Consider the following 17,694-nt stretch of genomic DNA (forward strand, 5'->3'; position numbering starts at 1 on the left):
CAGTGAAATCCTTCAGGTATATAACAGGCTACGTTTGCCCGAATTTTACCGGCGAGATCTCCGCTATGGAGGGCAGCAGGGAACGGAGCTTCTCTATGTCCAGGTATGGTGGCCTGTCCGAATCCAGGGGGGGCGGTATCTCATTCCTTATCAGCCTGTAGGCTTATCCGTCAGGCTTGACGGCTTACCCCCCCTGGAGAACTCCAGTGCCTGTGCCGCCAGGAGCAGCTCTATGGCCAGGATGTTGCCGAGGTTGTCCACGATCTGCGAGAGCTTGATGGCACCGTTCATGCCCATGCTCACATGATCTTCCTGGTTTGCAGATGTCGGTATGCTCCCGGTGCTCGATGGGTGGCTCAGCACCATGTTCATGTTAGTCAGCGCGGCGGCAACATACTGCGGTATCATGTAGCCGGAGTTGAGGCCGTGTTTCTCCACGAGGAATGGAGGGAGGCCACTCAGGTTCGAGTCCACCATTCTGGAGACCCTCCTCTCCACCATTGAGCCCATGGAGGTGAGCGCTATGGATAGGAAGTCGCAGGCCAGGGCCACAGGCTGGCCGTGGAAGTTCCCTGAGGATATCACCTCCGAACCGTTGAAGAGTGGGTTGTCAGTTGCAGAGTTCATCTCCCTCTCCACCACCGACCTGACATAGTCCATGGCGTCGAGTGTGGCACCGTATACCTGGGGGGGTATGCACCTCAGCGTGTAAGCGTCCTGCACCCTCTGTGATGAGTTCATTATCTCGCTGTCCTCAGTCGCACTGTAGATGGCCTCCCCCTATCATCACCTGGCCCGGGTGGGGGGGCCTGGAGCAACTGCCCATGGAGTGAACGCCTTCCTCGTTGCCCCGAGGGCGTCCAGCGACATGATGGAGGATACGACCGCTGCCTGCATCAGTTCGTAGGCCCTTGAAAGCTCGTAGGCAAGTATACCTGTTATGCAGGATGTGCCGTTGATGAAAGCCACAGCTTCCTTTGCGCCGAACCGGTACGGCTCAAGGCCTACGGATCTCAGGACTTCTGATGATCTCACCCTCTTTCCGTCCAAAATGAACTCGCCCTCGCCCATCATGGCGAGGCCAATGTGGGCCAGTGGCGCAAGGTCACCGCTGGCTCCCACAGACCCAAGAGACGGCACGTAAGGCGTCAGGCCCCCCCTGTTGATCATTTCGCATGTGAGGTCAAGCAGGCTGGATCAACCGCGGAATAACCCACGGCCAGGGAGTTTGCCCTCACAAGCATGATCGACCTCACATGCTCAGGGCTAAGTGGATTGCCCACACCTGATGAGTGGCTCCTCAGGAGGTTAGCCTGCAGCTCCGATGCATCCGATGCGCTCACCGTGTCGTTCAGGAGGCTACCGAAACCTGTATTCACACCGTAGACCCTGAGACCCAAGGAGATGAGGTTCATGAACCTATGCCTGCTGGCACCCAATGAATCCCTCGTATGCCCCCCCGGTATGCGCACCTTAGCCCTGTTCTCAGCCACCACCCTTACCTTGAATATGTTCAGCGTCCTGCCGTCGATCTCCACATCCATGCTGGGGGATAAGCTTCGGGAAAACAAAAATTTAGGCAGGTACTCCCATCAGCGGGCCTTGTTGCCCCCCCTCCATCCCCCCCTTCCATGGCGACCTCCTCTGCCCTCCTCATGGCCCTTTTTCTTCCGAGCACGCCTATGATGGCGGGAACCACGAAGGCCAGCAAGAACCCCCCCCGATGACACTCACATAGTAAGGTATGGGCAAGTAGAGGTTGAGCAACCCTCCGAGCAGCATGAGCCCGAAAATGGATACCAGTATCGAAGCTGCCCTGAGACCAGGCTGAGCCTGTAATAGGCCCTCCTCCTGGAGTAGGGCGAATATGTTGTCACAGCCTGTGCAACCGCAGGCCTGGAATACGGGGCGAGCATGCCAAGGCAGACCAGTGCCACATCTGGATTCAGATCTGATGTTGCGCTTATGGAATCCTGAGACCTTTCGACCACCACAGCCTCCATACCCATGCTCATAATAACGAGTCTGTTTTCAGAGCCGTTGACAAAGTGCACGAGTGCCCTTCTGCTCTCCGGCTCGTACACTTGGCCCTCATACACGATTCGGAGACCGCGCTCCTCGTACCCCCCCACAGGCACGCCTGACCTGAGTATCTCGAACCTCCCGCTGCTGCGCCTCTGCATCTCTATGGTGGTGCTGCCAGCTGTCACCTTTACCGATCTGGTCCTGATGCCATCGTTCTCCCTCTCGTAGGAACCAACAGGTCCGGGCCCCCCCTGAGAACCTGATTACCCTTCACGGTGTAGGTCGTCAACTCCAGATGTCCCCCTCATCGCACTTTATTCTGGCAGAGGCTGAGTCCACCTCAGGCACATCCTTAAGTGCATCTGACGTAGGCACAGTTAGGTTATAAAACTTGTTGCCGTCCGGTCACTGTCGCCAATACCAAAGGGAATCGCCTGGTTGCAATGCCCCCTCCAATGCAGATCGGTGCCCTGAGTTCATCCATACTGGGTGCAGGCGCAGGAGGATATGGTAAAAGCACCCCTCACCGTGAGCCGTTTGCGAGAAGGAACAGGAGGAGAGAACATCATCAAGAGAACCCACTATGCAGGTGCCGGGATTTGAACCCGGGTCGAAAGCTTGGAAGGCTCTCGTGCTAGACCAGTCTACACTACACCTGCAGGTAACTGGGAAATGTTGAGAGTGTATTTTTACTTTTCAGAAGGAGAGGTAGAACGTATCGCTCCCTACAATGCCGTTGCTGCCCACTGCGCGCACCGTCACCACGTCTACCTGGCCCACAGTTCCAGAGAGGTTAAAGTACACCCAGGGCTGCGTATATGTGCTGCTAACAGTATTCACCTGAGAAGGGTTCCCCCCCTCTATATAGTATGAGACCGAGACGGAGCTTATGGGCTTTACATAGTACACGTACATCCTTAAGTCTACGCTCTGTGTGTCCACGGAATAGTGGTTGGATGACGTTGCAGTGAGGTTCACGAACTTGCCACTCTCCATCTCCTGCAGGGTGCTCACCTGAGGGCCCGATACCAGGTGCAGGGGGGGCGGGTTCAGGAAGATTATCCAGAACACTAGCCATGTCAACACGAGCTCGGCGCCCATGAAGAACCTGTGTGAAGCACGCTTCGGGAACCTTATTCCGAGTGAGGTGATGAGCTGCTTCAGGAAGAGTAGGATCAGGAACATTATGATGATTGACAGGTACCAGTAGCCCTGCAGCATCAGGAAGCCTGAAAGGAAACCAAGGGGTACGCCCAGTATGAACACGACTATGATGGATTTGGCGCGTTCCCTCTCATCCCTGAGGAACTGCAGCTCGTCAAACTTCGGTTCCTCAAAGATGGGCGTACTGTCCTTCGGCCTTGCATGGTGGGGGACTGATTGTCAGACGATTAATGAACTTAACGCATCCGGTGGAGAATTTGCTAGAACGACGCCCGAAGCAACGAGTATTCCGGAAGCGCCCAGGTCAATCGATTTCTCGACATCTCCCCTGCTCTTTATGCCGGCCCCAACCAGGAGGCTCTTCCCTGAGGCCCTGGCTATCTCCACTGCCTGCCTTATTACCTCAGGCCTCGCGGTGGACACTGAAATGTTCCCGCCGATGAGTTCAGGGGGGGGCTCGTAGGCAATATACCTGCAGTTCAGGGAACTGAACCTGCGAACCTCTTCCGCATCCCTGGCGCAAAGGACCACGTCGAAAGATAGTGATGCGGCCCTCTGGACAACGGACGCGATCCTCTCGTCTGACACCCTCCTCTCCGAATGGTTCAGCAGCGTGCCGCTTATGCCGTATTCCATTGCGACGTCCATGGAGACGCTGCCTGTGTATGCGCCAAATCCGCTGGGGGGGTCTATGTCCTGCGCGAAGAACCTGAAACCGTCCATGGCATGTGCGTCTGGGAAGTTCACATGGGGTATCGCGAAGACAACGTTTTCCACATGCCTGAACCTGCCCATGGATTCCATGAAACTTCGGAAACTGCGGCCCACAGCGTTCCTGTAATGCTTGAGGTTTACAATGTAGAGTGTGTCTGCCATTGCCCTCGATTATCTAAAGGTAAAATAAATTGGTTATTTCAGTAGACTGATTATTTCAGGCCTGGCCTGGCTTTATTAGTATGAGGCCCAGACCGGTGGCCTTGTCCTGGGAGCTTATCAGTATTATCCGCACAACATATGGCGTGTCAGGCTTCATCATCCCGTATGCGCTCTCATTTATGTAGAGCCTGTGTGATACCTTTATGCCTGTGCCGTTGGCGTTGCTGATCGTTATGTAGTTGTACGGGTACTCGGTCTTATTGAAGTATGTGAGGTTTACCCAGCTGGTGCTGGTGTTGTTCAGTGGGGGATATATCATAAACATAGACCGTTGGTGCCGTGCTGTTCATGGTGAAGTTGAGCCATATGTACTGCATTCCTGGTAGCACGTAGTAAACCGGAAGCTCAGTGGTGCTGTTTACCTTGTACACCGAATCAGGCGTGAGTTCAGGGGTTATTGAAAGGACCCCCCCGGATGAGGATATCGATATGCTCGTGGAAGATGACGCTTCCTTGGCAACGGTGTATGTGAGGCCACCGAAGATCAGGATTGCCACCACAGCTATGACCACAGATACCTTCGGTGAAATCATAGGGGGGCAATTTCCTTATGTTATAAAGAATTTTCTTACAATTAATTAGTAAACGATTTTGTAATTAACTTTTTATATCGGTAAACGATTAGCCCCCCCTATGGTTCAGTACAAGTGGGTGGCGCTGTCAAACACCACGATAGGGGTGCTGATGGCCTCCATCAATGGAACCATAATGCTGATCTCCTTACCTGCAATATTCAGAGGTATAAATCTTAATCCGTTCCTGCCATCTTCGTTCCAGTACCTCCTCTGGATACTCATGGGATACATGGTGGTCACCGCGGTTCTCCTTGTCACCGTTGGGAGGCTCTCCGACATATACGGAAGGGTGAGGCTATTCAACTTCGGTTTCCTTATATTCACGATAGGCTCGATACTGCTCTTCCTGACGCCCTCGAAGGGCGATAAGGGTGCCCTCGAGCTGATAGTCTTCAGGATGATACAGGCCATTGGCGGCTCGTTTCTGTTCGCCAACTCAGCTGCTATAATCACCGACGCTTTCCCAGCCACAGAGCGCGGGAAGGCCATGGGAATAAACCAGATCGCTGGCCTTGCCGGTTCCCTTGTGGGACTGATACTCGGCGGCATCCTCTCGACCATCAACTGGAGGTATGTTTTCCTGGTGAGCGTGCCCGTGGGCATCCTGGGCACCGTATGGTCATACCTCAAGCTGAAGGACACCTCCGTGAGGGACAGGAACCAGAAGATCGACTATGCAGGCAACGCTGTCTTCGCCGGGGGGGGCCTCACGCTCATCCTTATAGGCATAACCTACGGCCTCATGCCGTACAAGGGATCGAGCATGGGCTGGGGGGGCGACCCGATGGTCATAGCGACAATTGCCGTTGGCGCTGCACTCCTGGTTGCCTTCCCGTTCGTGGAGACACGCGTTGAGCAGCCAATGTTCAACATGAAGCTCTTCCGCTTCAGGCCATTCTCCTTCGGTGCCTTTGCAGGCCTGCTGCAGTCCATGGGTATGGGCGGTGCCATGTTCATGATAATCATACTGATGCAGGGCATATGGCTCCCGCTCCACGGCTACTCCTACTCCTCTGTGCCCTTCTGGGCAGGCATTTACACCCTACCTATGATGGTGGGCTTCGTTGCCCTTGGCCCCGTCAGCGGTGCCCTCTCAGACAGGATGGGCGCAAGGCTCCTCACAACACTCGGCATGTCTGTCGCGGCAGCTGCTTTCCTGATACTCACAATATTCCCGTACAACTTCAATTACATCCCGTTCGCGCTCACCCTCTTCATGATGGGCGCCGGAATGGGCATGTTCGCAGCGCCGAACATAACCGCAGTGATGAACTCGCTCCCGCCGCACTACAGGGGGGGCACAGGCTCTGGCATGAGGACGACGATGCAGAACACTGGCCAGACCTCAAGCATGGGCATCTTCTTCACCATAGTCCTCGTGACACTGAGCGCGCTCCTGCCCACATACTTCAACGCTGGCCTGCAGTCCGCTGGTGCGGCAATCCTGATACCTGTGTTCGACAAGATACCCCCCCCAACCTCTGCCCTCTTCTCTGCGTTCCTGGGTTACAACCCCCCCGTTGGCACCATCCTCTCGCTACTGCCTTCCAGCTTCTCATCGTACATAAGCCCGGCAACCTATGCGATACTCACAGGCAAGACATGGTTCCCACTCACCCTGGCACCCGCATTCATGAAGGCCCTGCACACCTCGTTCTACGCCGGAGCAGGGATACTGGCAGTTGCGGCAGTGCTCTCTGCCCTCCGCGGAAGGCGCTATGTCTACGGAGAGGAGGAGAGGCCTGGCGCAGAGGGGAAGCCGGTGTCCCAGGGTAAGCCGGGTGCTGTGAGCAGTGTGCTGGCCGAGAAGGAGAAGACACAGCAGGTGGGAAAGAGATGATCAGGGGGGGCGAGGACGAGCAGCTCATTGACCTCTGGCACACCTTCATACGTGTGTTCACAGAGGGTAAGAGGAAGATGGAGGAGGCCTTCGCAAGGGCCTCCATAAAGCCCGTGGAGGTCCGGATACTCTACATCCTAAGGGAGGAAAAGGAGTGCTCACTGAACAGGATAGCGGAGCTCTCCAACATGAGCCCGGCATGGATAACAGACACCATAGACACGCTTGAGGAGAAAGGGCTGATCACGAAGGTCAGGAACAGGAACGACAGGAGGTTCGTGAACGTCACCCTCACAGAGGAGGGCCAATCGAAGCTCGCTGAGTGTGAGAAGATATACATCCGTTTCCTGCGTGAGGCCCTCGACGGGCTCACCGAAGAAGAAATAGATGAGTTCAGGAAAATACTGGAAAAAGTTGAGAGATCCTTCTGAGCCGATGTTGCGGCCCTTCATTCTAACCTGGAGAGGATCTTCTTCATCATCTCCGTGAGGTCCTCAATATCCTTCTTCCTGTCCTTCAGGCTGTCCCCCCCCAGGTCCATGAGAAACTCAAGGTCGCTCCTTATCTCAGAGATGACCTCCTCTGGCGAGTTCAGCTTCTTGAAGGGCCCGAAGGAGCCCATTATGGACCTCCTTGCGGCGAGCTCCGCCTGCCCCCCCTTCTCTGTCAGGGAATACCTCCCGTCACTGTTCTTCTGCAGCAGCCCGTCCTCCACCATAGAGGAGAGCATCGGGTAAATAGACCCAGGGCTCGGCCTCCACCAGCCCATTGTGGCTGTATCTATGGAGTTTATTATTTCAGCCCCCCCGTTCTTCGGCCCGCTCGATACCATGCTCAGGATCATGGTGCGCAGGCCCCCCCGAACATCCCGTGGTGCCTCATTCCCCTCCTCATTCCGTACATGCTTATCGGATCACGATATCTAAATTCGATATTAACTTTTCCAGTGACCGGGCTCCAGGTCGCAAATATTTATCCATGCAGAGCATAAGGCCCAAGGAAGTGTTTGTTTTGCAGGAGAGAGACGAATCGAGGGTGAAGTACGCTGTATCCCTTTACTCGGTGGGCAAGTTTGAGGAGGCGCTAAGGGAGATCAAGGCACTCCTTGAGAAGGATCCCTCGGACCCGTATTACAACGCCTTTGCAGCAGACTGCATGATACAGATAGGAAACTACCAGCAGGCGGAGAAGTTTGCAGGCATTGCGCAGTCCCTGGAGAAGGACAACCCGGATTACAGCGTCCTGTACGCCCTGGCCCTCTTCTACAATGGAAAGCCTGAAAAGGCCCTACAGGCCATAAATTCGGCAATAAGGAGAGGGGGGGAGAGTGCTGAGAGGAGCATAATTAAGAGCCAGATACTCCTGGCCCTAGGAAGGGAGGAGGATGCGGTCAAGGAGGCCAGGAAGGCAGTGTCGCTGGAGCCTTCGGAGGAGAGTAACCGCAACCTTGGCTCTGTCCTCAGGGAGGCGGGAATGGATGACGAGGCAGAGGAGGTCTACAGGAAGATCGCAGAGGATAACCCAAACGATGTTGAGGCCCTGAGGGCTATCTTCGAAATCAAAGAGGAGCAGGGAAAACTGAGGGAGGCGCTTGAGATAATTGACAGGTGCATAGAAATAGATCCCGAGGACTACACCCTGCTGCTGGACCGCTCTGACCTCTACATGGCACTGGATGACCCTGACATGGCCATGGAAGATGCGCTCCAGGCTTCCATGCTCTCAAGGGAGGCCCCCCCGGACGCGTTGCTGGCACTGGCCAGGATCGAGAGGGAGAGGGGGCTCCTGCAGGACGCTCTTAAACATGTGGAATCCGCAATGGAAGACTACGCCGAGGATCCAGAGGTCCACGCAGTAAGGGCAGAGATACTGAAGGCCATTGGCAGAACTGGTGAGGCGACCGAGGAGTGCATGGAAGCGGTCAGGCTTGGGGCCGAGAGCGATGTGAAGTACAGGGTCGGCCTCCTGCTTTACGAAATGAGGAAATACGAAGAGGCAGGCAAGATATTCTCCGAACTCGTGGATGACCCTGTGTATTCGGTATCCGCATCACTCTACAGTGAGAGGTGCCAGTGGAAGTCCCTGCATCAGAAGTCGTAGAGGTCCTTACCGGAGACCCTCTCAAGGGTCTTCCACTTCATTCGCACGATCTTCGATATGTCCCTGCCCTCCCTCATCGATTCCTTCAGGAACCTGATTGTCCTCGGATCTGATGGGTAGCCTGACCCGAAATCCCCCCCGTACTTCTCCGCGATTTCCCTAATGATGCGGTCCCTTGTGACCTTCGCCACTATGGATGCGGCTGAAACCGCAGGGATTCTTTCATCTGCTTTGTGTAGCGATATAACCCTCTTACCTGTTGCCCTTGAAATCAGCTCCCCCCCGGGCCTAGATTCAACGGTATCGAATGAGTCCATGTAAACGGTGTAGGGTGCAGCGGAGGCGAGCTCTGTGACGACCTCCATTTCTATCTCGTTTATCGTTGCCTTTTCCATGAGCCTGTTCAGGGCCTCTGCGTCTATGACCTTCACCCACCAATTGAAACCTTTCATGATCCTCTCAGATACCCTGTTCCTGAGGTCTGGGCTCAATTTCTTCGAGTCCCTGGCCCCTGTGGACCTTATTTCCCCTGCCCTCCGCATACCATGGCAACCACGAGAGGCCCTATGACAGGGCCACGGCCCGCCTCATCTATGCCGCACTGTAATTCCTCTATAAGATCCTCTTCCGTACACCCCTACCTCACTATGATGACTATTGCCGCGGCTATGATGATGGCACATACGATGTACAGGAACCAGGGTACCCTGGAGGCATAACCTGAGAATATGTCTATATCGTCAGCCTGTTCTCCCCCCCCACCCCCCCTCTTCACCCTTACGGGGAGTGCAGAGTGCTCAATGGGAGAGGCCCTGAAGTTCCTCAGGGCGGGGTGGATGACAAAAATGAGGCTCAGCATGGCAATTGTCAGCACAGCTATGGCCTGCTGTGGGCTGATTATGGCTATGATGAGCGCTGCCAGTGAAAGGGCCAGCACGATGAAGAATACCGCAAGCCCCGCTGCTGTTCTCATACAGGATCCCGGGAGTCCTCCTCTATTTGGTTTTCCCTCTCATATATCATTTTTATTTTTATCCTTTTCCTATGGATACCCACCAATGTGTACAGCATGTATTCCTTGACGTGAACTTTTCGATATATGATTATCGCAGGTAATAAGGGTATCAGTCACGATTTTAACCAGTAAATCCAACCCGTGGCTATGTGTGAAATCACCATTATTTGCGGAAGCGAGAGGACCTTTTCAACATGCACAGCGGCCCATGTGGAGTTAAGGGGGGGATCAGGCAACCCAGGGCGTGGAGGTAATGAGTGACAGGCTGAGGTGTGCGGTGCTGGGTGCCACTGGCCTGGTGGGCCAGAGGTTCTGCCAGCTCCTCTCAGGCCACCCCATGTTTGAGGAGCCTGACCTGTACGGGTCAGAGCGCTCCGAGAATGAGAGGCTCCGGGACAGGCTGAAGCTGGCTGACAGGCCGGTGTCAGGGGGGGACCTGCTTGAGAAGGAGATAAAGCGCCTTGACACCGATGTGGTGATAAGAGAGCACTACGATGCTGTCTTCAGCGCACTGCCTACAGAGGTTGCGGGCCAGGTCGAGAGCAGGCTCAGGAATGGCGGAGTTACAGTCTTCACCAATGCTTCGCCACACCGCATGGATCCCGATGTACCTCTCGTGGTGCCTGAGGTCAACCCGGAGCACCTGCGGCTTGCCAGTAACAGGGGGGGCTCGATAATAGCCAACGGAAACTGCAGCACCATAGGCCTTGTGCTGACGCTTGCCCCCTCTCGTCCGCTTCGGGATAGAGAGGGTGAGCGTGGTGACAATGCAGGCCCTCTCAGGCGCCGGCTACCCTGGTGTGCCATCCTTGATGCCCTCTCAAACATCGTGCCGTACATAAAGAATGAGGAGGAAAAGCTGAGGGCAGAGCCCAGGAAGATGCTCGGTCGCCTGAAGTCCGGGGCCATAGAGCCATGGGATGTTGAGGTGAGCCCATTCTGCACCAGGGTGCCCGTAAGGAGGGGGCACTTCGAAGTGGTGGAGGTCACTTTCAGGAGGAACAGGATCTCCCGGAGATCGTATCGTCAATGGAAGGCTTCAGGGGGCTTGCCACAGGAGAAGCGCCTGCCGACTGCACCTGAAAGGCCAATCATAGTGAGAAACGAGCCTGACAGGCCGCAGCCAGTCCTGGATGTTGACGCAGGGTCACCGGACAGGGCCCGTGGAATGGCTGTCACTGTTGGCCGCCTCTCTTACGGAGGCAGGAGGCTCAGGTACTCGCTCCTTGTCCACAACACCATAAGGGGGGGGCTGCAGGCGCGGCTGTGCTACTTGCCGAGACCTATTTCTCGGGTGGTTTCTGATGGCACTTGAGGTCCTCAAGTTCGGGGGGGGTTCATGCCTCTCCGGGCCTGACTCTCTGCCAAAACTGCGAGAGAGGGTCGAGGAGGAGGCCTCTGGCGGTTGGAAACCGGTACTGGTGGTTTCAGCCTCAAGGGCGTTACCGATAACCTGGTAGCAATCTGGGAGAGGCACGTGAACAACGGCATTCCGTGCTCTGCCCTGGAAGTGCTCTCACAGCATGTGGAGATCGCGGAGAGGTGCATTCCCGGTGCAAGGAAGCAGTTCATGAGGTCATCCCGGCTCCTCATCGAGAGGCTGCAGCGCATGGTCTCCACATGGGACTACGGGGGGGAGCACACAAGGGCGTACTTTTACGGACTCGGCGAGAGGCTATCTGCACGCCTTGTATCCATGTACTTGGAATCTTATGGCATAGCCTCAGAGGTTGTGGACACAGACAGCGGCCTGCTCGTGGCCAGCGGCGACCCCCATGAACAGCAGGGTTGACTTTACCCTCTCCCGGGGGGGCCTCCGGGGATGCCGTCACGGAGATCGTATCCAGTGGCAGGATACCTGTGGTGACCGGCTTCATAGCCTGCGATGCCTCTGGAATGCCCGTTCTGCTGGGCAGGAACGGGAGCGACTATTCAGCCGCAGCGGTGGCAAGCTGATAGGGGGCAAGGAAGGTTGTCTTCTACAAGGACGTGGAGGGCATACTGCTGGACGGCCGCCCCCCCGTTGCCTCTATGACGTTCAGGGAAGTGCATGAACTGTGCTCCGCAGGGGCAAAGGTGCTACACCCCCCCTCTCCCTTGAGATAGCCATGGGCTCTGGCATGGAGGTGCTGGTGAGGTCCTTCGAGCGCACTTCGTTTCCAGGAACGGTCATCAGGGACTAGGCCCCCCCAGGCGGCCCTTACACATAATGGATATGGGCAGTTAAACTGTACCGTGGTTTACGTAGTCTATAACAACCGATAGTGGGACACCGTGCTCCCAGACTAGGTGGTAATTGCCACTCCTGGTCTGCTCCACCTCGGGTATGAGGGCCTTCAGTAGTGCCATCCTGCCAGGCCTCACAGAGCCAAGGCTGAACAGCCTCCACGGGTCCTCCCTTGCGTTTTTCAGCCTGAATGCGTATGTCAGGAATAGGCCTGCCCTAGAACAGCGCTCAACCAGCCTCTCTGCCTGTTCCTGCCTCTTGTAGGACGCCTCAGAGAATGAGAGCCTCCTGCTAGCCGAACTCTTCACCTCTATTATCAGGGTGTAATCGTCCCTCACGGCCACAAGGTCGGCGCCCAGCGACCCGGCAGCCCTCACCACATAGAACGGCCTCTGGATCAGCCCCCCCGTGACTGCCTGCTGCGTATCCTGGGCCACCCGCCTGGAGTATCTCTCTACACTGCCCGGATCCCCCCCTGAAAGTATCGATGCAAGCTCCCTTTCGTAAACAGAGCCGTTCAACCCTTGTGCATGTCAAGAGTCCTAATTAATGAATGGCCCACAGAAACCATATTATCCATCACTGATATGTTATGATATGGCAGGCAGGAGAGATTACGCTGCCGCGACCAGCCACCCGCTAAGCACCAGGCTGCCATGAAGGTTCTGGAAAGGGGGGGAGGCAACGCATACGATGCTGCCCTCGCAGCCAGCGCTTGCCTTGTTGTGGTGCAGCCTAACCTGAACGGGCTGGGCGGCGATATGTTCCTGGTTACAGATGAGACCAAGCCGGTCGCACTCAATTCCAGTGGCTTCTCCGCGGAGGCGGCCACTCCGGAGTTCTTCAGGTCCAAGGGCTACAGTGAGATCCCGAAGAGAGGCCCGCATGCATCCTTCATGGTGCCCGGCATACCGGCGGCCTGGAAGTTCCTGGCCGAAAGGGCCAGCATGAAGCCCAGGGAGCTGATGGGGGGGGACGCCATAGAGATAGCGAGGAACGGGTTCAGGGTGAGCGAGAAGATAGCCGCTGCCATAAGGCTCATGTCAGGAATGACGGAGGACCCTGACTGGCAAGCAACGTACACCGCAAGGGAGACAGGGGGGGATCTCCTGGTGCAGAGAGACCTGTCAAAGACGCTGGAGGTGCTCTCGGAAGATCTCGATGCCTTCTACACAGGCGAGATAGCGAAGAAGATAGAGGAGGACATGGTGAGGAAAGGAGGCCTCCTCAGGAGGGGGGGAGACCTGGAGGAGTATAGGCCTGGTGTGTATGAGGCGCCGCACGTCAGGTACAGGGGGGGTACGATGTGTTTACGAACCCACCGAACAGCCAGGGTCTGACAGAATTAGTGTGGCTGAGGCTCCTCGAAGGCAGGGAGAACGATGACTCGACCTTCAGGAGTGCCATAGAAACAATGGAGACCGCCTACTTCTACAGGGCCAGGTACATAGGCGACCCGAGGTACGTTAGGTTTCCAGAGTGGCTGCTCAGTGGCCCTGTGGAGTCAGTTGCACAGAGGGCAGGGAAGATGACATTCGGGGGGGCTTCTGACACAACTGCATTCTCTGTCTTTGACGGAGATTTCGGGATATCCGCTATCCAGAGCAACTACATGGGCTTCGGCTCAGGCCACACGATACACGGCACAGGCATAAACATGAGCAACCGCGGCTCTTACTTCACGCTTGATGAGAGGCACCATAACTGCGTGGCACCCAGGAAACTGAGCTTCCACACACTCATGGCTACGCTGGCCCGCGGGGGGGACAGGAAGATATTCCTGGGGAGCATGGGTGGCGATGTCCAGCCGCAGGTCAACGTGCAGATCCTGATAAGGCTCATAGACCTTGGCCTGGACATACAGGAGAGCATAGACAGGCCCAGGTTCGCATACCCAGCGACCATTTACGGTACATCGGACATCTACGTGGAGCCTGGCCTCAGGATAGAAGGAGCAAAGGGTGTGGAGCCGCTCAACAGCCTCATGGGCCACGCCCAGGGAATAACGGTATCGCACGAGACAAGGGCTGGATTTGACCTCAGAGGGGGGGATGCTTTCACTCAGGTCTTCTGACCCCTCCTGTCATCCTCCAGCAGAGACCTGTAACTTTCATCGTCCATTTCTATTATGAACGGCCCCCTCGTAGCCGCAATCCTGGCACCTGTACGTCCCCCATTATAAAAAAGAAGTCGCCACTCACCCTATCGGAGTGGCAGACTGGGCACACCTTATGGATCATCTCAGCAGTATTTCCTGCCTTATGGGCGTTTCCCTTATCCTCTTGCCTATATCGAGCTCTATTGCCCTGGCCAGCGCAGGCGGCACACCTATGGTCGCGATTCACCCACTCCCTTGGCGTGCGATGGGAGTTCCGATGGGTTCTCCGCCAGGAGCACCTTGAACCTCGGCAGCAGCGACGCATATGGCACGCCTGCATCGGATATGGATGCGGTTATGAGCTGCCCCCCCTCCTCATCGAAAGCGACCTCTTCGTACAGCGTCTGGCCGATGCCCTGTGCGCACCCGCCCTGTACCTGCCCGATCACGTTCTCCCTGCTGAGCGCCTTCCCCCCCACATCGTAGTAGGATATGCAGTCCTCTATCTCCACATGCCCCCCCAGGTTGTCCACGCGTGCCCGGATCAGGTTCGCACCGAAAGAGTTCAGCGGTGTGTCGTGGTGGTAGAACTCCATGGCCTCGTAGTTGCCGGACAGCAGTAGGTCTGGGTTGTACTTACCGTGCTCCTTCACCACCATTTCCCTGATCTTCCTGGCCGTGAGTATGAGCGCGGTCCCGCCCATCATGGCGGACCTGCTGCCCCCCATGTGCCGACACCCTCTCCCAGTTCATCTGTGTCGCCCTTGTGCACCACGATCTCCTCGCTGCTCAGGCCCAGTTCCTCCCTGAGTATGTTCACTATTATGTCGTCGTGCCTCTGCCCGTGCTGGTTCCCGCCGAGCCACACGTGCACCTTTGAGTCCCTAACCGAAATCTTGGCACTCTCCCCCGGCATGGCCGCCGGCACCAGGACGAAGAACGCAAGGCCAGCCTTCTCTCCCTTCTTATAGCCCATCTCCCTGAGCGCCTGGTGAAGAATGGCTTTGCCGCCTCTATCTTTAGGCCGAGGGGGGGGCTCGTGAGTGGCTCCTCAGACATATTCGCGAGCCTTACGTCTGCAGGATCCATCTTGATCTCGTCCGCGAGGAGGTCCATCATCCTCTCCATAAAGAAGGCCGCCTCCGGCCTACCTGCACCCCGGTACGGGCCCTGTATGATCTTGTTTGTTAGGACTGCCAGTGCATGCATGTGCACTTTCTTTATGTCGTATGGCCCTGTGATCTGGTAGGCTATGAACCTGGATGAGAACTCGCCGGCTCCTCCGCCATATGCACCCGCGTCCACGATGACCTCCCCCCCGTCCAGGCCGAGGACCCTCCCCCCCCTGCCTGTTGGCAAATATCTTCATCCTTCCTATCACACCTCTTCCTGGCCTGCTCCCGGAGAGGTGCTCCCTCCTGGTCTCGACCCACTTCACGGGCCTCTTCTCCTTCATGGCGATCAGGGAAGCTAGTACATACTCCGGGTACAGGGCACTCTTGACCCCCCCGAAGGCGCCACCTGTGTCCGTCTGTATGACACGGACCTTCTCCCTTGGCAGGTTGAGGACGCCGCAGAGCCCCCCCTCCCTGATGGCCACCACTGACTGCGTGGGTGTCCAGACGGTGAGCCTGTCCCCCCCATCGTAGCTGGCCACCACGCCCCCCCTTGTCTCTATTGGGTTCGGGACGATCCTCCTGTTGTAGAACTTGTCCTCAAGCACTATTGGCGCGTCCTTTATGTCGAACTTCTCACCCAGCTCGTGCTCTGCAAGTATGTTGCTCTTCATCGAAGGGTGTATGGGCTCCCTTTTCAGTGCTTCCTCCGGTTCCACAACCGGCTTCATGGGCTCGTACTCAACGTCAACAGATTCCAGGAGGTCAAGGGACCTGTATGGATCGTCGGAGAACACTGCCGCAATGGGCTGCCCCCCCACATAGTTCACGTAGTCCCAGGCCAGAACGGGGGTGCATCAGGCTGTTCGCGTCCTCGGAAGCGCCCTCGCCCACCGATGCCATCCTCAGGAAGCCTATGTCCTTTGCGGTTATGCCGCCCTTCACCGATAGGAGCCTGGCCCTGGCGTACTGGCTCCTTACCACCGACATGTAGAGCATGCCTGGCAGGAATATGTCATCGATGTACCTTGTGTTACCGGTCACGAAATTTATGTCGCTCTTCAGCATTGCAACATCAGCTCCTGACTGTTACCTCTTCCTCCTCGGTCTGTTCCTCTTCCCTCATCAGCTTGCCAGCGTACTTTATCGCGTCAACTATGTTGTCATAACCCGTGCACCTGCAGAGGTTGCCCTGGAGCAGGCGCCTGATCTCCTTTTCATCCGGGTCCTTGTTCTTCCTCAGTATCCAGAAGGCAGTCATTATCATGCCCGAGGTGCAGTACCCGCACTGGAACGCGTGCTTCTCTATGAAGGCCCTCTGTATGGGGTGCAGGCGCTCTGGCTTGCCCAGGCCCTCCACTGTGGTCACCTCATGGCCATTCGCCTGTAAGGCTAGCACTGTGCAAGACTTCACCGCTTTGCCGTCCAGGAGGACCGTGCAGGCCCCGCAGTTTGATGTGTCGCAACCCGTCCTTGTGCCAGTGAGGCCCACGACCTCACGCAGGAAGTGCACGAGAAGTGTCCTAGGCTCTATTTCGGCCTCCTTCACCTCGCCATTCACCTTTATCCTGACATTCACCTTTGCCATACCATCACCCCCCCACCTTAACGTTTATCCTCCTGAAGGCCTCAAGGGTTATTGCCCTTGCAATCCTCCTCTTGAAGTCCACATCTCCGTAGTAATCCGCCACTGGCTCCACCCTCTCCGATACGATCCTGGCCACGTGCTCGGCGGCGTTGCTGTTGAGCTCTTTCCCGCGCAGGTACTCCTCCGCGTCGGTGATCTCGAGGGGCTTTGGCCCCCCCAGAGATGCCACAGCGATGCCCGCCTCCTTCACCGTGTTCCCCCCCGATTCGAAAACGACGTTGAGGGCAACCGTTCCCAGGGAGAAGTCACCAGCACGCTTCTTGAACTTCACGTAGGTGCCTGCGGAGCGCCCTCTGGGAGATCCACCGATATTTCCCTCAGGATCTCGTCGTGGTTCATCGCTGTCTGGAACGTGTCCACAAAGAAGTCGGAGGCCCTTATCTCTCTTGTGCCCGATGGCCCCCCCTGGACCGTGAACCTTGCACGCAGTGCCAGCATCACCGGTGGCATATCGTTGCTGGGATCTGCGTGTGAGACGTTTCCACCCACTGTCCCCATGTTGCGAACGAGCGGATCAGCTATCTGTGAGGCCGCCTCAGTAAGCACAGGTAGCCTCTTCATGAGGTCGCCGGAGTACTCTATGTCGCTGACCACAGTCATTGGGCCCAGCCTCAGCTTGTCCTTATCCAGCGATATGTAGCTCAGGCCCGGAATGGACGATAGTGATACCAGGTACGGGAACACCGTTATCCTGGTCTTCAGGAGCGGTATGAGGCTCTGGCCTCCAGCGAGTATCTTTGCCTCCTCATATTCCTTCAGCATCTTTACGGCTTCTTCGATGCTACTCGGTGCCAGGTACTCGAAGTACTGCGTTCTCATGGCAATCTTTCACATGCTTTCCAGATACTTAAATGTGTATTAGGGCTAAAACGTCAGCAGGCCCCCCCACTTGTTTTTGGACTTTCTTCCATTCTCTCCTCTTTCACAGGTGCCCTCCTGACCCTTATGATC

Annotated in this window: 23 protein-coding genes, 1 tRNA gene and 2 pseudogenes; 7 read left to right on the top strand and 19 right to left on the bottom strand. The window is 56.3% G+C overall.

The features are described 5' to 3' along the window. Positions 1 to 28 precede the first annotated feature (28 nt). The 7 genes and pseudogenes from hutH to JCM13583_RS07720 form a co-directional block, all read right to left on the bottom strand. Positions 29 to 1,544: pseudogene (hutH, locus tag JCM13583_RS07690) on the bottom strand (histidine ammonia-lyase). Positions 1,545 to 1,730: 186 nt separating this feature from the next. Beyond that, positions 1,731 to 2,210, bottom strand: coding sequence for a hypothetical protein (locus JCM13583_RS07695; protein WP_075057262.1), 480 nt, complete (start codon positions 2,208 to 2,210; stop codon positions 1,731 to 1,733). Between the two features lie 399 nt (positions 2,211 to 2,609). Further along, a tRNA-Gly gene (locus JCM13583_RS07700) sits at positions 2,610 to 2,684 on the bottom strand. Between the two features lie 37 nt (positions 2,685 to 2,721). Beyond that, complete coding sequence (locus JCM13583_RS07705; RefSeq protein WP_162509601.1) at positions 2,722 to 3,291, bottom strand: hypothetical protein; 570 nt, start codon at positions 3,289 to 3,291, stop codon at positions 2,722 to 2,724. Between the two features lie 117 nt (positions 3,292 to 3,408). Continuing rightward, positions 3,409 to 4,065, bottom strand: a complete 657-nt coding sequence (locus JCM13583_RS07710; protein WP_075057264.1) for a triose-phosphate isomerase — start codon at positions 4,063 to 4,065, stop codon at positions 3,409 to 3,411. Between the two features lie 55 nt (positions 4,066 to 4,120). Further along, a complete protein-coding gene (locus tag JCM13583_RS07715) occupies positions 4,121 to 4,390 on the bottom strand; it encodes a hypothetical protein (RefSeq protein ID WP_162509602.1) in 270 nt (89 codons plus the stop codon). Then, positions 4,323 to 4,658, bottom strand: a complete 336-nt coding sequence (locus JCM13583_RS07720) for a hypothetical protein (RefSeq protein ID WP_075057266.1) — start codon at positions 4,656 to 4,658, stop codon at positions 4,323 to 4,325. The genes JCM13583_RS07715 and JCM13583_RS07720 overlap by 68 nt, the downstream gene beginning before the upstream one ends. 100 nt (positions 4,659 to 4,758) lie before the next feature. On the opposite strand from JCM13583_RS07720, the gene JCM13583_RS07725 reads away from it, so the two are divergent. Further along, positions 4,759 to 6,540: an MFS transporter gene (locus JCM13583_RS07725; RefSeq protein WP_075057267.1), complete on the top strand. Its 1,782-nt coding sequence runs from the start codon at positions 4,759 to 4,761 to the stop codon at positions 6,538 to 6,540. Next, a complete protein-coding gene (locus JCM13583_RS07730) occupies positions 6,537 to 6,971 on the top strand; it encodes a MarR family transcriptional regulator (protein WP_075057268.1) in 435 nt (144 codons plus the stop codon). Before JCM13583_RS07725 ends, JCM13583_RS07730 begins: the two co-directional genes overlap by 4 nt. Before the next feature lie 17 nt (positions 6,972 to 6,988). On the opposite strand, the gene JCM13583_RS07735 is transcribed toward JCM13583_RS07730, so the two are convergent. Continuing rightward, positions 6,989 to 7,384 (bottom strand): PadR family transcriptional regulator, encoded by a 396-nt coding sequence (locus tag JCM13583_RS07735; RefSeq protein WP_075057269.1) that lies wholly within the window; start codon positions 7,382 to 7,384, stop codon positions 6,989 to 6,991. A gap of 167 nt (positions 7,385 to 7,551) precedes the next feature. Between JCM13583_RS07735 and JCM13583_RS07740 the strand changes: the two genes are divergently transcribed. After that, positions 7,552 to 8,640 carry a tetratricopeptide repeat protein gene (locus JCM13583_RS07740; RefSeq protein ID WP_171823519.1) on the top strand — a complete coding sequence of 363 codons (1,089 nt, stop codon included), beginning with the start codon at positions 7,552 to 7,554 and terminating at the stop codon, positions 8,638 to 8,640. On the opposite strand, the gene rnhB is transcribed toward JCM13583_RS07740, so the two are convergent. Genes rnhB through JCM13583_RS07750 form a run of 3 tightly spaced genes read right to left on the bottom strand, consistent with a single transcriptional unit; the run spans position 8,628 to position 9,613 of the window. Then, positions 8,628 to 9,182: a ribonuclease HII gene (gene rnhB, locus JCM13583_RS07745; protein ID WP_162509603.1), complete on the bottom strand. Its 555-nt coding sequence runs from the start codon at positions 9,180 to 9,182 to the stop codon at positions 8,628 to 8,630. The genes JCM13583_RS07740 and rnhB overlap by 13 nt on opposite strands. Next, entirely contained in the window at positions 9,161 to 9,256 is a 96-nt protein-coding gene (locus JCM13583_RS12695) for a hypothetical protein (RefSeq protein WP_162509640.1), read from the bottom strand. The genes rnhB and JCM13583_RS12695 overlap by 22 nt, the downstream gene beginning before the upstream one ends. A 21-nt stretch (positions 9,257 to 9,277) precedes the next feature. Continuing rightward, entirely contained in the window at positions 9,278 to 9,613 is a 336-nt protein-coding gene (locus JCM13583_RS07750) for a hypothetical protein (protein ID WP_075057271.1), read from the bottom strand. A 286-nt stretch (positions 9,614 to 9,899) separates the two neighbouring features. Between JCM13583_RS07750 and JCM13583_RS07755 the strand changes: the two genes are divergently transcribed. The 3 genes from JCM13583_RS07755 to JCM13583_RS07765 all read left to right on the top strand — a co-directional run bounded on the left by JCM13583_RS07755 (position 9,900) and on the right by JCM13583_RS07765 (position 11,611). Next, a complete protein-coding gene (locus JCM13583_RS07755) occupies positions 9,900 to 10,970 on the top strand; it encodes an aspartate-semialdehyde dehydrogenase (protein WP_162509604.1) in 1,071 nt (356 codons plus the stop codon). Between the two features lie 90 nt (positions 10,971 to 11,060). Next, positions 11,061 to 11,447: a hypothetical protein gene (locus tag JCM13583_RS07760; RefSeq protein ID WP_075057272.1), complete on the top strand. Its 387-nt coding sequence runs from the start codon at positions 11,061 to 11,063 to the stop codon at positions 11,445 to 11,447. Then, on the top strand, positions 11,444 to 11,611 hold the full coding sequence (locus JCM13583_RS07765) for a hypothetical protein (RefSeq protein WP_162509605.1): 168 nt from the start codon (positions 11,444 to 11,446) through the stop codon (positions 11,609 to 11,611). The genes JCM13583_RS07760 and JCM13583_RS07765 overlap by 4 nt, the downstream gene beginning before the upstream one ends. A gap of 267 nt (positions 11,612 to 11,878) precedes the next feature. On the opposite strand, the gene JCM13583_RS07770 is transcribed toward JCM13583_RS07765, so the two are convergent. Continuing rightward, on the bottom strand, positions 11,879 to 12,403 hold the full coding sequence (locus JCM13583_RS07770) for a hypothetical protein (protein ID WP_075057273.1): 525 nt from the start codon (positions 12,401 to 12,403) through the stop codon (positions 11,879 to 11,881). Positions 12,404 to 12,479: 76 nt separating this feature from the next. Here JCM13583_RS07770 and JCM13583_RS12700 point away from each other — a divergent pair. Next, positions 12,480 to 13,956 (top strand): annotated as a pseudogene (locus JCM13583_RS12700) (gamma-glutamyltransferase). Positions 13,957 to 14,210: 254 nt separating this feature from the next. On the opposite strand, the gene JCM13583_RS07785 reads toward JCM13583_RS12700, so the two are convergent. From JCM13583_RS07785 to JCM13583_RS12715, 7 genes are all read right to left on the bottom strand, one after another. Beyond that, positions 14,211 to 14,708 carry a molybdopterin-dependent oxidoreductase gene (locus JCM13583_RS07785; protein WP_075057276.1) on the bottom strand — a complete coding sequence of 166 codons (498 nt, stop codon included), beginning with the start codon at positions 14,706 to 14,708 and terminating at the stop codon, positions 14,211 to 14,213. After that, on the bottom strand, positions 14,684 to 14,896 hold the full coding sequence (locus tag JCM13583_RS07790) for a molybdopterin-dependent oxidoreductase (protein WP_171823520.1): 213 nt from the start codon (positions 14,894 to 14,896) through the stop codon (positions 14,684 to 14,686). The genes JCM13583_RS07785 and JCM13583_RS07790 overlap by 25 nt, the downstream gene beginning before the upstream one ends. A 231-nt stretch (positions 14,897 to 15,127) precedes the next feature. Further along, positions 15,128 to 15,892, bottom strand: a complete 765-nt coding sequence (locus JCM13583_RS07800; RefSeq protein ID WP_075057278.1) for a molybdopterin-dependent oxidoreductase — start codon at positions 15,890 to 15,892, stop codon at positions 15,128 to 15,130. Beyond that, a complete protein-coding gene (locus JCM13583_RS07805; protein WP_075057279.1) occupies positions 15,861 to 16,163 on the bottom strand; it encodes a hypothetical protein in 303 nt (100 codons plus the stop codon). The genes JCM13583_RS07800 and JCM13583_RS07805 overlap by 32 nt, the downstream gene beginning before the upstream one ends. Before the next feature lie 7 nt (positions 16,164 to 16,170). After that, on the bottom strand, positions 16,171 to 16,683 hold the full coding sequence (locus JCM13583_RS07810) for a (2Fe-2S)-binding protein (protein WP_075057280.1): 513 nt from the start codon (positions 16,681 to 16,683) through the stop codon (positions 16,171 to 16,173). 4 nt (positions 16,684 to 16,687) lie between these two features. Continuing rightward, positions 16,688 to 17,014: a hypothetical protein gene (locus tag JCM13583_RS12710; protein WP_171823521.1), complete on the bottom strand. Its 327-nt coding sequence runs from the start codon at positions 17,012 to 17,014 to the stop codon at positions 16,688 to 16,690. Continuing rightward, complete coding sequence (locus tag JCM13583_RS12715; protein ID WP_162509608.1) at positions 17,011 to 17,562, bottom strand: FAD binding domain-containing protein; 552 nt, start codon at positions 17,560 to 17,562, stop codon at positions 17,011 to 17,013. The genes JCM13583_RS12710 and JCM13583_RS12715 overlap by 4 nt, the downstream gene beginning before the upstream one ends. Positions 17,563 to 17,694: the final 132 nt, after the last annotated feature.

The organism is Thermogymnomonas acidicola JCM 13583 (assembly GCF_001316105.1).
In the GTDB taxonomy this organism is placed as follows: Archaea; Thermoplasmatota; Thermoplasmata; order Thermoplasmatales; family Thermoplasmataceae; genus Thermogymnomonas; species Thermogymnomonas acidicola.

What these genes read in the sequence shown, in the direction of transcription:
- JCM13583_RS07710 (WP_075057264.1), bottom strand. Translation starts at nt 4,065, where the DNA reads ATGGCAGACACACTCTACATTGTAAACCTCAAGCATTACAGGAACGCT.
- JCM13583_RS07715 (WP_162509602.1), bottom strand. Translation starts at nt 4,390, where the DNA reads ATGTTTATGATATATCCCCCACTGAACAACACCAGCACCAGCTGGGTA.
- JCM13583_RS07720 (WP_075057266.1), bottom strand. Translation starts at nt 4,658, where the DNA reads ATGATTTCACCGAAGGTATCTGTGGTCATAGCTGTGGTGGCAATCCTG.
- JCM13583_RS07725 (WP_075057267.1), top strand. Translation starts at nt 4,759, where the DNA reads ATGGTTCAGTACAAGTGGGTGGCGCTGTCAAACACCACGATAGGGGTG.
- JCM13583_RS07730 (WP_075057268.1), top strand. Translation starts at nt 6,537, where the DNA reads ATGATCAGGGGGGGCGAGGACGAGCAGCTCATTGACCTCTGGCACACC.
- JCM13583_RS07735 (WP_075057269.1), bottom strand. Translation starts at nt 7,384, where the DNA reads ATGATCCTGAGCATGGTATCGAGCGGGCCGAAGAACGGGGGGGCTGAA.
- rnhB (WP_162509603.1), bottom strand. Translation starts at nt 9,182, where the DNA reads ATGCGGAGGGCAGGGGAAATAAGGTCCACAGGGGCCAGGGACTCGAAG.
- JCM13583_RS07750 (WP_075057271.1), bottom strand. Translation starts at nt 9,613, where the DNA reads ATGAGAACAGCAGCGGGGCTTGCGGTATTCTTCATCGTGCTGGCCCTT.
- JCM13583_RS07785 (WP_075057276.1), bottom strand. Translation starts at nt 14,708, where the DNA reads ATGGGGGGCAGCAGGTCCGCCATGATGGGCGGGACCGCGCTCATACTC.
- JCM13583_RS07790 (WP_171823520.1), bottom strand. Translation starts at nt 14,896, where the DNA reads ATGCCGGGGGAGAGTGCCAAGATTTCGGTTAGGGACTCAAAGGTGCAC.
- JCM13583_RS07805 (WP_075057279.1), bottom strand. Translation starts at nt 16,163, where the DNA reads ATGCTGAAGAGCGACATAAATTTCGTGACCGGTAACACAAGGTACATC.
- JCM13583_RS07810 (WP_075057280.1), bottom strand. Translation starts at nt 16,683, where the DNA reads ATGGCAAAGGTGAATGTCAGGATAAAGGTGAATGGCGAGGTGAAGGAG.
- JCM13583_RS12715 (WP_162509608.1), bottom strand. Translation starts at nt 17,562, where the DNA reads ATGAGAACGCAGTACTTCGAGTACCTGGCACCGAGTAGCATCGAAGAA.